Genomic DNA, 13,517 nt, shown 5'->3' on the forward strand with positions numbered 1-13,517 from the left:
TCTAATGAAGCTGTCGGCAGATCTTCAGGCGTTGCAAAAGCGGATCGAGTACCGCTTTGAGCAGGGCGAGCTGCTGACCGAAGCTGTGACCCATTCCTCCATGTCCTCGCCTTCGCGCGGGGACAATCAGCGTCTTGAATTCCTTGGGGACCGTGTCCTTGGTTTGGTTATGGCTGAAGCGCTCCTTGGCGCAGATGTGAAAGCCTCTGAAGGTCAGCTTGCGCCGCGCTACAACGCACTTGTGCGCAAGGAAACTTGCGCAGATGTTGCGCGTGAGATTGGGCTTGGCGATGTGCTTCGTCTGGGCCGTTCAGAAATGAAAAGCGGTGGACGTCGTAAATTGGCGTTGCTTGGTGATGGCATGGAGGCGCTGATCGCAGCGGTCTATGTTGATGGCGGGTTTGATGCGGCTCAAGCTTTGATCCTGCGGCTTTGGGGCAAGCGGATCACAAGCGTTGAAGCGGACGCGCGCGACCCGAAAACCAGTCTGCAAGAATGGGCACAGTCGCGTGGGTTCGCGCCGCCAGCCTACGTAGAAACGGCACGGTCTGGACCGGATCACGCCCCACATTTTACAATCGAAGCGCGGCTTGAAAATGGCGAGATCGCAAGCGCTGAAGCCGGATCAAAACGGCTCGCGGAACAAGCAGCGGCAAAGTCCCTGCTGGCAAGGATGATGGCAGATGACTGATAGGCAAACTCGTGCGGGCTTTGTTGCGCTGATCGGGGAACCGAACGCAGGCAAATCTACGCTCACGAACCGCATGGTTGGCGCGAAAGTGTCTATTGTGACCCATAAGGTTCAAACCACGCGCGCGCGCATTCGTGGCGTCGCACTTGAAGGGGCATCGCAACTCGTCTTCGTGGACACGCCCGGTTTGTTCAAACCTACACGTCGCCTAGACCGTGCCATGGTCGCGGCCGCTTGGGGCGGAGCCGCCGATGCGGATGTTGTTGTCCTGATGATCGAAGCCAATCGCGGCATAACCGAAGGCGTCGAACGCATTCTGGAAGGGCTGCAAGACTTTGGCGAAAGCCGCAAGATTGCATTGGCGATTAACAAGATTGACCGGATCAAGTCCGAAGCGTTGCTCGAATTGTCTGAAAAGATGAACGAAGCCTATCCCTTCGTGGCGACCTTTATGATCTCAGCTGAGCGTGGTCACGGCGTTGACGCGCTGAAAGAATGGCTTGCAGGCGAAGTGCCTGAGGGGGCGTGGCTATACCCAGAGGATCAAATTGCTGATCTGCCGCTACGGATGATCGCGGCCGAAATGACCCGTGAAAAGTTGACGTTGCGGCTGCACCAAGAGCTTCCTTATCAGCTGACGGTTGAGACTGAAGCTTGGGAAGAACGCAAAGATGGATCGTGCAAGATTGATCAACTGATTTACGTCATGCGCGATGGCCACAAAGGGATCGTCCTTGGCAACAAAGGCGAGACAATCAAAGCTGTCGGCAAAGCGGCGCGCGAAGAGCTGGTCGAATTTTTGGGCCGCAAAGTGCATTTGTTTTTGCAGGTCAAAGTGCGTCCTAACTGGCTGGAAGAAAGCGAACGCTACGACGAAATGGGCCTGAACTTCAAAGACGGGAACTCATGACCCGCCTCACCACGCGGTTTTGGGTGGATGCCTATCTGACCCGCCTGCGGGTGAATGATATCGCGGCTTTTGTCGTGGCGCATGGCGATGATACTGCTGGCGCAGTTCTTGTGAAGTCGGCCACGTTGGACGGCAAAGCACAGCTTTTCCAGCGTAGCTATGACCTTCTGGAAGACACCCGTGTTTGGGCGGTCTTGAGTGAGGGGGATGAGCGGGATGTAGACGCCTCTATCGCCAAGCAACGCCAGTTTGATAGCGATGTTTGGGTGATCGAGGTCGAGGATCGTCAAGGCCGTACATTGCTTGGTGAGCAGGGGTTACAATAGATGGAATGGCGCGATCAGGGAATTCTTCTCTCTGTGCGCCGTCACGGTGAAACCAGCGCTATTATTGATGTGTTTACGGTGGAACATGGCCGGCATTCAGGAATTGTGCGAGGTGGCACGTCACGCAAGATTGCCCCGATTTTGCAACCCGGTGCGCAACTTGATGTCAGCTGGCGCGCGCGGCTTGAAGACCACCTTGGCAGCTACACGGTGGAGCCTTTGCGCTCTCGTGCAGCGGCGGCGCTTGGGGATCGGTTGTCACTTGCAGGTTTGAACGCTGTGACCGCATTACTTGCGTTTGCATTGCCTGAGCGCGAAGCTAATCCAAAGCTCTACAAACAAAGTGAACAATTGCTCGATTTGCTTGGACAACATGAAGTCTGGCCACTGGCGTATTTGCGGTTTGAAATTGCTTTGCTAGAGGCGACTGGCATGGGTCTTGATCTTAGGGCGTGTGCGGTTACGGGAACCAATGAAAACCTCATTTACATTTCCCCCCGTACCGGGCGTGCCGTGAGTGAGCAGGTGGCAGGGCCTTGGGTGAACAAGCTGCTTGCGTTGCCACCAATCCTGAAAGACGAGGGGACAGGAAGCGATGCAGAAATTGAGCAAGCGCTCAGAACAACGGGTTTTTTCCTGAGCGAAAAACTTGCTCCAACCCTCGGAAATCGCCCCCTGCCAGAGGCGCGAGGGCGTTACGTTGATCTGTTCTCGCGTCAGGTTACTTCGACTTAAACACCATCGTCGCGCCGTCGTCGTTTGACAGGATCAAAGTCTCATTGCCGACTTCAGACAAGGTCATCGCGGTCAGCGCTTTGAAGAACGCGTTCTCGTCTGCCAAATTGGGACAGGCCATTTTCGTAACCATTGTCGGGCCAACTTCAAACCAAGGGTAGGGCGCTTTCTGCTTCACTGAATAACGGTTGCAAGGAGCTTGTCCTTTGATCCAGCTTGCGTTGTCAAATTCCATGGTTGCGCGGGCAGCAAACGCTTTTCCGTCTATTTCTGTCAAAACCCAAACTTTGTCGGATGCCCCATATTTAGCAAGGCTTTCATCGCCAGCACAGGCTGTTCCAAGCAAGAGCGCAAAGGCGGCAATCAGACGTATCATGCAACGCTCGCTCGGATCGCGCGAATATTGTCGCCGTATGGTGCAGGGTTGCTCACTGAGCCGCCTTTGAACACAGCTGAGCCTGCCACAAGCACATCAGCACCCGCGTCCACGCAAAGCTTCGCTGTGTCTGGTGTCACACCACCGTCAATTTCGATATGAACGGGGCGGTCCCCGATCATCGCACGCAGCTCAGCGATTTTTGGGGCAAGCGGAATGAACTTTTGGCCACCAAAGCCCGGGTTCACGGTCATTACGCAGACCAAGTCGCAGATGTCCAAGAGATGCTCAACCGCACTTGCGGGTGTCCCGGGGTTCAATGCAACGCCTGCTTTAGCACCAGCGCCACGAATAGCTTGCAAGGTGCGGTGAATATGCGGGCCTGCCTCCACATGGGCCGTGATAAAATCTGCACCGGCCTGCGCAAACCCATCGATGTAGGCATCGACAGGTGAAATCATCAGATGCACGTCCATGACCGTTTTGATGTGTGGTCGGATCGCTGCGCATGTCGTCGCACCAAAGCTGAGGTTTGGAACAAAGTGTCCATCCATCACGTCAACGTGGATCCAGTCCGCGCCTTGTGCTTCCACTGCCTCGATTTCCGCACCGAAATTGGCAAAGTCAGCAGAAAGGATGGAAGGTGCAATTTTTACGGAGCGATCAAAGGACATTGGGCAGTTTCCTGAGCAGGTTTCGATTTGAGCCCCTCATAGCGCGCCCCGCCCCCCCGCGATAGGGGGTTTTCCTTATACGGCGATGCAGGCTACGATTACGCATTATAATAATTTTTATTGAGATCTCTTATGCGCATTTTGCTTTTCCTGCTTTTTCTTACACTGCCGTTTTCACTTTCTGCTCAAAGCGAAAATCAACCTGATGGGGCCATCGCTGTCGAAGATAGCGCGTCTCAAGACGCGGCGATCGCTGTACGAATTCGGGATATCTTGTCTGAACTTGATGGGTATGAAGATGTAACGGTCACGGTCACCTCTGGCATTGTCACGATGCGGGGCACGACGCTCGACAGTGAAAAAATTGCGCGATTGAATGAGTTAGCGGGCCGTGTCCAAGGCGTGGTTGCGATTGAAAATAGCGTGACCGAGACGACCGATGTCGTTAAGCGCCTCAACCCCGCAGTAGAACGTTTCCGCGCGCGCATGGCACAAGTGATCGCGTTCGTGCCTTTGGCCTCGGTTGCACTTTTGGCATTCATTATTATCGTCTTTGTTGGGTTTTTCATCGCTCGTATGCGCCAACCTTGGAATAGGCTCGCCCCGAATGCTTTTATTGCGGACATCTATCGTCAAATCCTGCGACTTGGATTTATGGTCGGTGGCTTGGTCGTCGCGTTGGATATCATGGGCGCGACGGCGCTGCTTTCGACTATTTTGGGTGCTGCCGGTATCATCGGTCTCGCCATCGGTTTTGCGGTGAAAGATACAGTTGAGAATTTCATCGCGTCTATCATGCTCTCCATCCGTCAACCGTTTCGTCCCAATGACACAATAGAAATTGGTGGGGACACAGGCAAAGTCATTCGCCTGACCTCGCGCGCGACGATCTTACTGAGCTTTGATGGCAACCACATTCGCATTCCGAATGCGACCGTCTTCAAAAGCCGTATCGTTAACTTTTCGCGTAATGATGAGCGCCGTTTCAAATTCTCGCTTGGCCTCGCGCCTGAAACGGATTTCGTCGATGCGCAGCGGATCGCTTTGGAAAAGCTGCAAGAGCTGCCATTCGTTTTGGGAACACCTGCGCCTGCGGTTTGGATCGATGAGATTGGTGACAGCACAATTTCGATCACCTGCACTGGTTGGATTGAGCAACACAAGTCCTCCTTGGTTGCTGCGCGCGGTGAATCGATTCGCCTTGTTAAGCTCGCGTTGGAAAAAGCGGATGTGCAAATGCCCGAACCGACCTACCGCGTTCTTTCACCGTCTTTGGCCAAGCTGGCCTCTGCCGAAGAAAGTGTGACCGATGGAATGTACAAAGAGCTCGCGCGGGACGCGGATATTCGTGAGGAAAGCCAAGTGTCTATGGATGTTGATGCCGTCACAGACGCAGCGCTTGAGCAGATTGTGCAAGCAGAGCGCGAAGAGACAGAAGACAGCGATCTGCTGCGTCGTGAAGCGCCTGAAGAATAAGTGCATTTTTTGTAAATAGGCACTTGATCGTCGCGCGCGCGCGGCTTAGATAGCGACGCACGTTGGGATGTAGCCAAGTGGTAAGGCAACTGTTTTTGGTACAGTGTACCGTAGGTTCGAATCCTACCATCCCAGCCAGCACCTTTCTCTGACATATCCGATGCGAGACTGATGTCAGATAGTGTCGTGTTATCCGTGGGTTACACCGTTGGGTTTGTAATGCAGACTGGAACATGGCTCTGAATTGGGCGCAGATATGCCATCAGTCTGAGACTGGCATTTCGGCGATACGAGGTTGAGTAAAAGCGATGGTGAGCCACTCCTGATGGACTTGACTTCTCGCAATTAACACGGCTGCAAATCACGCTCTGATTTCGAATATTAGGGCAAATGTGGAAGCTGAATTATTGTGCAAAATCAACGGTCTGGCCCAATTTCCACGCTCAATTTGTGGCGTGTTTTCAATGGGTTAGAAACAAGAGTGTACCGTGTTTTCGAATCCGATCCGCCCAGCCAGTACCTTCCTATGATATTGCCGATGCGAGTGTGGCGCGAAATAGTGATGACTTATCCGTGGGTTACGCCGTTGGGTTTGTAATGCAGACTGGAACGTGGACCTGAACTAGGCGCAGATATGCCATCAGTCTGAGGTCGGCATTTCGGCGATACGAGGTTGAGGTGGGGGCTCAAAGAGTCACGATCAATGCGCGTTGCTCAGCCCAGTTTATTGGGATGGCGTGTCGCAGACACCAATCAGATGTGAGCCCAAACGGCTGCGTGCCATCCATAACATCGCGGATGATGTCCGGTGCGAGGAACGCGAGTTCGATCATCTGCTGGACGCGTCGTTTCGAAGTTTGATGACTTGCTGCGATTTGAGAGAACGTCTTGCCTGCCTTGATCTGTTCGAACCAGTGATGAGCCTTTGCGATATTTTTGATCAATGTCTCGTCACGCTGGCCTGGCGCATCTGCAAAGATCAGCTTTGTTTCCACACCGCGTTTACGGATCTGGAAGGGGGCTTTGATGGTGAGTGGATCTTGGGTTTGGTCATCCAAATTGCAATCTAACAACTTGGAAGTTTGCTCTTGGTCTAAGCAAATGTTCAGCTCGCCAGCTTTCAGATCGATGCGCTTGATAAGTTCAAGCCATGAAGTAACCCTGTCACCGGTGCCATCAATTTTGAGCTTGGCATCTGCAATTTCAGCAGCAGTTGCATCTGGAAAGAGCGATCCAAAGAATGACGGAGCTTTTAGGTGCTTGGCGATCACATGGGCGACCTTGCTCTCCAGTTCGGCAGCAGGCAATCGCCAACCATCCTTGTTCTTTGCGCCGCTGTCTTTGATCAACCGATGCGAGACGTAGTAGCGAAGCCGAGTGCCAGTCTTCGTCTTGCTGTGCGATGGTGTCAGCCGATCCCCCGTCTCATCATAGATCTTACCGCAGAGCAGTGAGCTTTGCTTTGCGGTCTTGCGAGCCCTGTTTTTGCTCGCACCGTCCTGCAGCATTGTTTGAATGCGATCCCAACGCTCTGGTGTGATGATCGCTTCATGCTGTCCTTCGTGTACAAGCGTCTTGTGCTTGATCCGACCAGCATAGAGAGGGTTGGTGAGGATCTGATGGATATGACCGCGATCGAAGGGAACGCCGCCTGCGCGTTTGCCAGACGCCGTGCATCGTTGCTTGCTGCGCAGTCTAAGTTTATCTGCAGCTGCCTTCACGCCTCGTACAGTTCCATGCTCCTGATACAGATCGTAGAGCCTGCGCACCGTCGCCGCTTCAGCCTCATTGATCTTAAGCGTCCTTCCATCTGCGTCATACCCAAGCGGCACCAGCCCACCCATCCAGAGCCCCCTGCGCTTGGAGGCGGCAATCTTGTCGCGGATGCGTTCAGCGGTCACTTCCCGTTCGAACTGGGCAAATGACAGCAACATGTTCAGCGTCAGGCGTCCCATGCTTGTGGCCGTGTTAAAGGATTGCGTGACAGAGACAAAAGACGCTTCTGCTTCATCAAGCGTATCCACGATCTTGGAGAAGTCCGCGAGCGATCGCGTTAACCTGTCGATCTTATAGACGACGATCTGATCAACACGCCCGTCTGCAATGTCTTGCAAGAGCTGACGCAGGGCAGGGCGCTCTAGCGAGCCACCAGACAAGCCGCCATCGTCATAGTGTTCCGGCAGCAGCACCCAACCTTCGTGCTTCTGGCTGGATATGTAAGCCGCGCAGGCTTCGCGTTGTGCGTCTAGCGAGTTGAACTCTTGCTCCAATCCATCCTCAGAGGACTTTCGTGTATAGATGGCGCAGCGCAGCTTCTTCATTGCGATGACTTAACTTTAGCGTTCAGTCCAAAGAAGCGCGGCCCCGACCAGGTCGCCCCTGTGATGTGCTTGGCGATGGCGGACAAAGACCGCCATGTCTTGCCGTCCATCTCAAACCCTCCTTCAACAACATGCACCTGATAGGTCCGCCCATTCCATTCGCGCACAAGATGCGCGCCAGGGCTCAGTGTGGGTGCAATGGCTGACTTAGGCTCATCGCCCGTTGCGATCTGCTGCAAGGCCCTCCGCGTAGACGCTGGAAGCCCACCGCTCTTCTTACACTGCACTTGATATCCCGCCGCGCGCTGCATGAAGCTAACCGACAAATAGGGCGGAGGAGGGGTCCCAAATACGGTAGCCCAATCGCTCAAAGCTGCCGGCCGCTCTGGATTTGGATCACGCCCCATGCGACGCCTCCGGCACAGCAGCAAGTTCCGAATGAATGCGATACTTGGCCAACCCACCACCTGAGGGCTTGCTAGCGATGATGGTAAATCCGTCTTTGCGAAGCCCGCTCATCGCCGCCCGTGTCGTATGATGCTGCCAGCCCAGCTTGTCGCTCAAGGTCGCGATATCGCCGCCAGCCTTGGTCCCCAATAGCTTGATCAATTGCGCTTTCTTCGTCGCGCGCGGTTTTGTCGAAAGTGTCATGTTCGTCTCCTCAGATGATCAACGGAAACATCCCGCTGCTACTGAGAAGAGCCCAGCCTTGCTGAGCGGCGCGCGAATAGGTGCCGCGCGCAGGAACAGTACCGCTCGGAAGTGCGTAACAGTCCAGTCAGAAAGTGAAAAAATTGACACAGATGGCGGAAACCGGACGTTCGCCGCAGGTGCAAGACAAGCTTGTAATTTATCAGAAAGCAGGCGTTGAGATTTCGCGATTTTCCGATGAATATCTCAATCAAATTTTCGACTCTTTTTAGTTTTTGATGTACTCAAAGCTTGCCAAGCTGATTTAACTGACAATAGCACAGACTGCTTGAGTGTTGTCGTCGGCTGAATTCATAGACCTAATAGTCTCACGCGGGCTAAACGTCGGTTGTGTCTAAATGGGGCAACGCAAATACTACAAGAACAAGACATACTGCACGAGATAGGCGGCATTATGTTCCAAAGATTTAGTCGCGACAGATTTGAAAATCGCCTGGTGCGACTCGGATCAAAAGTGCATCAAAAGGCGCACGGCCTCCTTATCATGGTTGCAGTTGTCAGTTGTTACCTGCTGGCAAAAGTAAATTTTCGTAGGGTAAGGGGAAGCAGTCCTTAAGTTTGCCTGGCTGTGAACACAGCTTTGCAGTTAATCGATTGTTGATACAGAAAAAAATATTAAAACGCTTGCCGCAGACAAAAAAACGTTAAGTTATCATCACTTTGAACTCTGCGGAAAAATTAGGCGCAATGTTGGCTAAAAGCGATTTTTCGTAGCATTCAACACTCAAATCCGTTCGGTGCCTTCAAAAAAACTAGTAAGTACTACCGAAGTTGCACATGGGTCTTCGAGTGGACACTTCATTGAAAATACTTGTCGTTGAGCCAGACAAAAGTCGTGCGTGCGAGATTATTGACGCTCTTAAAGATGGCGGTTGGCCGGACGTCTTTGTGATCGCGACATCAACCACATTGGAGCGTATCATGAAGCAGTATAATCCAGATATTGTGTTGATCGATCTTGTTAACCCGGATCGCGATACGTTGGAACATCTCAGCCTTGTTTCGAGCGCGCGCAGTCGCCCTGTCGCGATGTTCGTCGATCACTCGGATGAAGGGATGACACAAGCGGCAATTTCAGCGGGCTTGAGCGCTTATGTTGTGAACGGTCTGCAAAAAGATCGCATCAAGCCAGTGCTCGAAACAGCGATTGCGAGGTTCCAGATGACCGCAAAAATGCAATCGGAGTTAAATGCAGCAAAGCAAGCTCTTACAGACCGCAAAACGATTGATCGCGCCAAAGGATTGTTAATGCGCGCACGAAAAATTTCAGAAGATGAGGCATATGGGCTGATGCGCAAGACTGCGATGGATCAAGGGCGAAAGGTCATAGAAGTCGCCTCTGCATTGGTTACAGCAGCGGAACTTTTGCAGTGAATGGGATGCAGGTAAAATGTGGATATTTACCACTTGTAGACTGCGCGCCGTTGGTGATTGCCAAAGAGCTTAGATTTGCGTCTCAAGAGGGTCTTGATCTGTGCTTATTGAAACAGCCGTCTTGGTCTGCTCTGCGCGATATGCTGGCGTTTGGGCAAATTGAATTCGCACATATGCTCTCACCTATGCCCGTCGCTATGTCGCTCGAACTCGGTGGGATGCCGTCAAAGATCGACGCACTGATGGTCCTTTCAATCAACGGTACTGTCATTGGCGTTTCAGACAGTTTGGCTCAAGCGATGGGCGCAACGCGATGGCACAACGGTTTTGACGACCCGAAAGCAACGTCTAAAGCGTTGTTTGCAACGCAGAGAAAACAATTGCGTATTGGCGTGCCCTTTCCATTTTCGATGCACCGTATTTTACTAGAGCGCTGGCTGACACAATCGCCTGATTACGCAGCAGAGCGGATAGAGATTGTCACAGTGCCACCGCCACGTATGGCGGATGCCGTTAAAAATGGCGCGCTGGATATGTTTTGTGTCGGCGAACCTTGGGGCTCTGTTGCTGTACAGCAAAGTGCTGCGACTTTAATCCTGCCATCTTCAAGCATATGGCAGTTTGCACCTGAAAAGGTTCTGGGCGTGCGCAATGAGTGGGCCGAGGCCAATAAGGAAACTTGCGCATCGATGATCCGAGCAATTTATCGTGCAACGCATTGGCTTGATCAGCCCGAGAACATTGCGCTTGCCACCGAGATCCTTGCACGCTCGCATCACCTTGATCTACCTGATCATGCGATTGAGCCGGCTCTCAGCAATCGGATAGCGACCAAGCTTGATGATCGTGCGCAAACGTCACAGGGCTTTCTTAGCTTTCATAAGAATGCCGCGAATTTTCCTTGGCGCTCGCAGGCGGCCTTCATTGGTGATGCACTTGCGCGATTGCACGGGTTGGACCCCCAAAGCGTCCTTGAACCCGCGCGTGCGTGTTTCCGCTCTGATCTTTATCGCGCTGCATTGATGCCGATTGGCAGTGATTTACCGGGAGCGTCTGAGAAAATTGAAGGAGCTTTGAGCGTTCCAACAGCAGTCTCTTCGCTTAACGGCGAGATGATTCTAGGGCCAGATCGCTTCTTTGATGGCGCGATTTTCGACTTTAGTGGGTCTCAATTGCCTAATTAGTAAGCAAGTTTCTGCGTTGCAGCAAAAAATGCTGCGATAGCAACTTAACCTGCTGGTAACATCTGAAAGTGCGTTGCAAAGTGACCCCTAGGCAAAGATGCCTAACTAAGCTGACGATGCTGTCTGCTAACGAATTCAAGAGCAAAGCCGCTCGATTGATGTATGCACACCTCCCCTCTGCATACGTGAATCGTGCGGCTTTTTGCATTTCTACAGGGATAAAAAGATGAATACTCTCAAATGGCTCCTCGCCTCCACCGCCTTAATCGCTAGTCCTGCCATGGCCGAACTGCTTGATTTGGAGAAGGATGAACTCACCTTTGGGTTCATTAAACTAACCGACATGGCCCCTTTGGCCATTGCTTATGAAAACGGTTATTTTGAAGACGAAGGTTTGTTTGTCACGCTCGAAGCGCAAGCGAACTGGAAAGTGCTTTTGGACGGCGTGATCGACGGCAATCTTGACGGTGCACACATGCTCGCGGGTCAGCCTCTCGCCGCGACAATCGGCTACGGCACCAAAGCACATATCATCACACCTTTCTCGATGGATCTGAACGGTAACGCGATCACAGTGTCGAACGACATTTGGGAGCAGATGAAGCCAAATGTTCCAACGATGGACGACGGTCGTCCACAGCACCCAATCAGCGCCGAAGCGATGGTTCCGGTGGTTGAAGAATACAAAGACCGCGGTGAGCCCTTCAACATGGGCATGGTTTTCCCCGTCTCCACACACAACTACGAGATCCGTTACTGGCTTGCCGCTGGTGGGTTGCAGCCGGGTTATTACTCGCCTGAGGACGTAAGCGGTCAGATCGGTGCGGATGTGTTTCTCTCGGTGACACCTCCACCGCAGATGCCGTCAACGATGGAAGCAGGCACGATCAATGGCTACTCCGTGGGCGAGCCATGGAACCAACAGGCCGTTTTTAAAGGCATCGGTGTTCCGGTCGTCACTGATTATGACATGTGGAAGAACAATCCTGAAAAGGTCTTTGGGATCACCAAAGAGTTCGCCGAAGAGAACCCGAACACAACAACTGCCCTGACCAAAGCGCTGATCCGCGCCGCGATCTGGCTTGACGAAAATGACAACGCCAACCGTGAAGCAGCTGTCGAGATTTTGTCGCGCTCTGAGTATGTGGGCGCGGATGCAGAAGTCATCGCCAATTCTATGACGGGTTTCTTTGAATTCGAGAAAGGCGATGTGCGCCCTGCGCCGGATTTCAACGTGTTCTTTCGGTATGACGCGACTTACCCGTTCTATTCTGATGCGATTTGGTACCTGAGCCAGATGCGTCGCTGGGGTCAAATCGCTGAACCGAAGTCCGACGAGTGGTTCTTTGAAACAGCCAAGTCGGTCTATCGCCCTGACATCTACCTCACCGCTGCGCGCTCGCTGGTGGACGATGGCTTGGTCGATGAGGCGGACTTCCCTTGGGACAGCGATGGCTTCAAAGCCCCGACGCCCGCGAGCGATATCATCGACGGCATCGCCTACGATGGTCGCACGCCCAACGCCTATCTTGAGAGCCTGCCCATCGGCCTGAAAGGTAATCAGATGATCAAAGGCTCCGAAGTCGTCAACTAAGACCTCTGCTCACCGTATTCAGATGCGGTGAGCACCTTTTCCCAATTCTAAATCGAAGGTGTCGAAATGACTGTCATTGACCCAGATACACTTGAAGCAGAAGCAAGGCGCACGCGTCTTTTCACGCGGATCAACAAAGCAGATGCATGGTTCAAAGTGCTGGGCATGGCGTGGCTCACACCTATTCTAAAAGCGGCGGCTGGGGATAATCCAAAGGCGCAAGTATCAGAAATCTGGCGTTTGCTCGGCGTGCCAGTATTGGCGATTGCAGTCTTTATCGCTGGTTGGGCGGCATTGGCACCCACGGTTCAAACATCGCTTGGTGCGATCCCGGGTCCGGTTCAGGTATGGCAACAAGCCGTGAGCTTAAACGCTGATGCTGTGCGTGAGCGCGAGAAAGAAGCGGCCTTCTATGTGCGCCAAGACGAGCGCAATGCCAAGCTAATCGCAGACGGTAAAGAGGATAAGGTTAAGCAGCGTGTTTATACAGGGAAACCGACCTACTATGCGCAAATCTGGACGTCGATCAAAACGGTCTTCTTCGGTTTTTTCATCGGCTCCTTGATCGCCATTCCGCTTGGCATCACTGCGGGTCTCTCAGCAACCGCAAACGCCGCGATCAATCCGATCATTCAGGTCTTCAAACCTGTCAGCCCGCTTGCGTGGCTCCCCATTGTCACAATGGTGGTTTCCGCGGTCTATGCGGGCAACGATGGTTTGTTCACCAAATCCTTCCTCGTTTCCGCAATCACCGTGACGCTTTGCTCGCTTTGGCCCACGTTAATCAACACCGCCCTTGGCGTGTCTTCCATCGATAAGGACCTCGTGAGCGTCTCCAAAGTTCTGAAAATGAGCACTTATTCCAAGATCACCAAGCTGGTTCTGCCATCTGCTTTGCCGCTGATCTTCACTGGCTTGCGCCTCTCGCTCGGTGTCGGTTGGATGGTTCTAATTGCTGCTGAAATGCTCGCGCAAAACCCCGGTCTTGGTAAATTCGTTTGGGATGAATTCCAAAACGGCTCGTCTCAATCGCTCGCCAAGATCATGGTCGCCGTGTTCACGATCGGGATCATCGGCTTCCTCCTCGATCGGGTGATGTTCGCGCTGCAATCCATGTTCACCTTCACAGAGAACAGGTAGGTCGT

The 13,517-nt window shown here is 52.9% G+C and carries 14 protein-coding genes and 1 tRNA gene; 10 read left to right on the forward strand and 5 right to left on the reverse strand.

The genetic code is table 11. The annotated features are described in order from the left end of the window. Positions 1-4: 4 nt before the first annotated feature. Genes rnc through recO form a run of 4 tightly spaced genes read left to right on the forward strand, consistent with a single transcriptional unit; the run spans position 5 to position 2,662 of the window. The gene (gene rnc, locus ACTG3Z_RS06620; RefSeq protein WP_375265380.1) at positions 5-691 is read left to right on the forward strand and encodes a ribonuclease III; all 687 of its coding nucleotides are present in this window, start codon (positions 5-7) and stop codon (positions 689-691) included. Beyond that, positions 684-1,601 carry a GTPase Era gene (gene era, locus ACTG3Z_RS06625; protein WP_439142060.1) on the forward strand — a complete coding sequence of 306 codons (918 nt, stop codon included), beginning with the start codon at positions 684-686 and terminating at the stop codon, positions 1,599-1,601. The genes rnc and era overlap by 8 nt, the downstream gene beginning before the upstream one ends. Beyond that, complete coding sequence (locus tag ACTG3Z_RS06630) at positions 1,598-1,927, forward strand: DUF1491 family protein (protein ID WP_375265382.1); 330 nt, start codon at positions 1,598-1,600, stop codon at positions 1,925-1,927. Before era ends, ACTG3Z_RS06630 begins: the two co-directional genes overlap by 4 nt. After that, positions 1,928-2,662 (forward strand): DNA repair protein RecO, encoded by a 735-nt coding sequence (recO, locus tag ACTG3Z_RS06635; RefSeq protein WP_439142061.1) that lies wholly within the window; start codon positions 1,928-1,930, stop codon positions 2,660-2,662. Here recO and ACTG3Z_RS06640 read toward each other — a convergent pair. Continuing rightward, positions 2,649-3,038 (reverse strand): META domain-containing protein, encoded by a 390-nt coding sequence (locus ACTG3Z_RS06640; RefSeq protein WP_439142062.1) that lies wholly within the window; start codon positions 3,036-3,038, stop codon positions 2,649-2,651. The two genes, recO and ACTG3Z_RS06640, sit on opposite strands and share 14 nt — an antisense overlap. Further along, positions 3,035-3,712, reverse strand: coding sequence for a ribulose-phosphate 3-epimerase (gene rpe / locus ACTG3Z_RS06645; RefSeq protein ID WP_439142063.1), 678 nt, complete (start codon positions 3,710-3,712; stop codon positions 3,035-3,037). The genes ACTG3Z_RS06640 and rpe overlap by 4 nt, the downstream gene beginning before the upstream one ends. A gap of 132 nt (positions 3,713-3,844) precedes the next feature. Here rpe and ACTG3Z_RS06650 point away from each other — a divergent pair, with 132 nt between their 5' ends. Both ACTG3Z_RS06650 and ACTG3Z_RS06655 read left to right on the forward strand, forming a co-directional pair. Then, positions 3,845-5,188, forward strand: a complete 1,344-nt coding sequence (locus ACTG3Z_RS06650) for a mechanosensitive ion channel domain-containing protein (protein ID WP_439142064.1) — start codon at positions 3,845-3,847, stop codon at positions 5,186-5,188. Positions 5,189-5,251: 63 nt separating this feature from the next. Continuing rightward, positions 5,252-5,326, forward strand: a tRNA-Gln gene (locus tag ACTG3Z_RS06655). A 548-nt stretch (positions 5,327-5,874) separates the two neighbouring features. Here ACTG3Z_RS06655 and ACTG3Z_RS06660 read toward each other — a convergent pair. From ACTG3Z_RS06660 to ACTG3Z_RS06670, 3 genes are read right to left on the reverse strand one after another with little or no spacing between them, the layout of a single operon-like run. Continuing rightward, positions 5,875-7,509 carry a recombinase family protein gene (locus ACTG3Z_RS06660; RefSeq protein ID WP_439142065.1) on the reverse strand — a complete coding sequence of 545 codons (1,635 nt, stop codon included), beginning with the start codon at positions 7,507-7,509 and terminating at the stop codon, positions 5,875-5,877. Then, entirely contained in the window at positions 7,506-7,916 is a 411-nt protein-coding gene (locus tag ACTG3Z_RS06665; protein WP_439142066.1) for a DUF2924 domain-containing protein, read from the reverse strand. The genes ACTG3Z_RS06660 and ACTG3Z_RS06665 overlap by 4 nt, the downstream gene beginning before the upstream one ends. Then, positions 7,906-8,160 carry a DUF3489 domain-containing protein gene (locus ACTG3Z_RS06670; protein ID WP_439142067.1) on the reverse strand — a complete coding sequence of 85 codons (255 nt, stop codon included), beginning with the start codon at positions 8,158-8,160 and terminating at the stop codon, positions 7,906-7,908. Before ACTG3Z_RS06670 ends, ACTG3Z_RS06665 begins: the two co-directional genes overlap by 11 nt. Before the next feature lie 849 nt (positions 8,161-9,009). Between ACTG3Z_RS06670 and ACTG3Z_RS06675 the strand changes: the two genes are divergently transcribed. The 4 genes from ACTG3Z_RS06675 to ACTG3Z_RS06690 all read left to right on the forward strand — a co-directional run bounded on the left by ACTG3Z_RS06675 (position 9,010) and on the right by ACTG3Z_RS06690 (position 13,512). Further along, positions 9,010-9,594: an ANTAR domain-containing response regulator gene (locus tag ACTG3Z_RS06675; RefSeq protein WP_439142068.1), complete on the forward strand. Its 585-nt coding sequence runs from the start codon at positions 9,010-9,012 to the stop codon at positions 9,592-9,594. Between the two features lie 5 nt (positions 9,595-9,599). Beyond that, complete coding sequence (locus tag ACTG3Z_RS06680) at positions 9,600-10,778, forward strand: CmpA/NrtA family ABC transporter substrate-binding protein (RefSeq protein WP_439142070.1); 1,179 nt, start codon at positions 9,600-9,602, stop codon at positions 10,776-10,778. Between the two features lie 226 nt (positions 10,779-11,004). Beyond that, the gene (locus ACTG3Z_RS06685; RefSeq protein WP_439142071.1) at positions 11,005-12,372 is read left to right on the forward strand and encodes a CmpA/NrtA family ABC transporter substrate-binding protein; all 1,368 of its coding nucleotides are present in this window, start codon (positions 11,005-11,007) and stop codon (positions 12,370-12,372) included. A gap of 66 nt (positions 12,373-12,438) precedes the next feature. After that, complete coding sequence (locus ACTG3Z_RS06690; protein WP_439142072.1) at positions 12,439-13,512, forward strand: ABC transporter permease; 1,074 nt, start codon at positions 12,439-12,441, stop codon at positions 13,510-13,512. Positions 13,513-13,517 lie beyond the last annotated feature (5 nt).

It is taken from the genome of Planktotalea sp., assembly GCF_965659345.1.
Lineage (GTDB): Bacteria > Pseudomonadota > Alphaproteobacteria > Rhodobacterales > Rhodobacteraceae > Planktotalea.

Excerpts from the sequence above, each read along its gene's own strand:
- era (WP_439142060.1), top strand. The coding sequence starts at position 684 with ATGACTGATAGGCAAACTCGTGCGGGCTTTGTTGCGCTGATCGGGGAA.
- ACTG3Z_RS06690 (WP_439142072.1), top strand. The coding sequence starts at position 12,439 with ATGACTGTCATTGACCCAGATACACTTGAAGCAGAAGCAAGGCGCACG.
- ACTG3Z_RS06640 (WP_439142062.1), bottom strand. The coding sequence starts at position 3,038 with ATGATACGTCTGATTGCCGCCTTTGCGCTCTTGCTTGGAACAGCCTGT.
- rpe (WP_439142063.1), bottom strand. The coding sequence starts at position 3,712 with ATGTCCTTTGATCGCTCCGTAAAAATTGCACCTTCCATCCTTTCTGCT.
- ACTG3Z_RS06630 (WP_375265382.1), top strand. The coding sequence starts at position 1,598 with ATGACCCGCCTCACCACGCGGTTTTGGGTGGATGCCTATCTGACCCGC.
- ACTG3Z_RS06650 (WP_439142064.1), top strand. The coding sequence starts at position 3,845 with ATGCGCATTTTGCTTTTCCTGCTTTTTCTTACACTGCCGTTTTCACTT.
- ACTG3Z_RS06660 (WP_439142065.1), bottom strand. The coding sequence starts at position 7,509 with ATGAAGAAGCTGCGCTGCGCCATCTATACACGAAAGTCCTCTGAGGAT.
- ACTG3Z_RS06670 (WP_439142067.1), bottom strand. The coding sequence starts at position 8,160 with ATGACACTTTCGACAAAACCGCGCGCGACGAAGAAAGCGCAATTGATC.
- ACTG3Z_RS06685 (WP_439142071.1), top strand. The coding sequence starts at position 11,005 with ATGAATACTCTCAAATGGCTCCTCGCCTCCACCGCCTTAATCGCTAGT.
- recO (WP_439142061.1), top strand. The coding sequence starts at position 1,928 with ATGGAATGGCGCGATCAGGGAATTCTTCTCTCTGTGCGCCGTCACGGT.
- rnc (WP_375265380.1), top strand. The coding sequence starts at position 5 with ATGAAGCTGTCGGCAGATCTTCAGGCGTTGCAAAAGCGGATCGAGTAC.
- ACTG3Z_RS06665 (WP_439142066.1), bottom strand. The coding sequence starts at position 7,916 with ATGGGGCGTGATCCAAATCCAGAGCGGCCGGCAGCTTTGAGCGATTGG.
- ACTG3Z_RS06680 (WP_439142070.1), top strand. The coding sequence starts at position 9,600 with ATGCAGGTAAAATGTGGATATTTACCACTTGTAGACTGCGCGCCGTTG.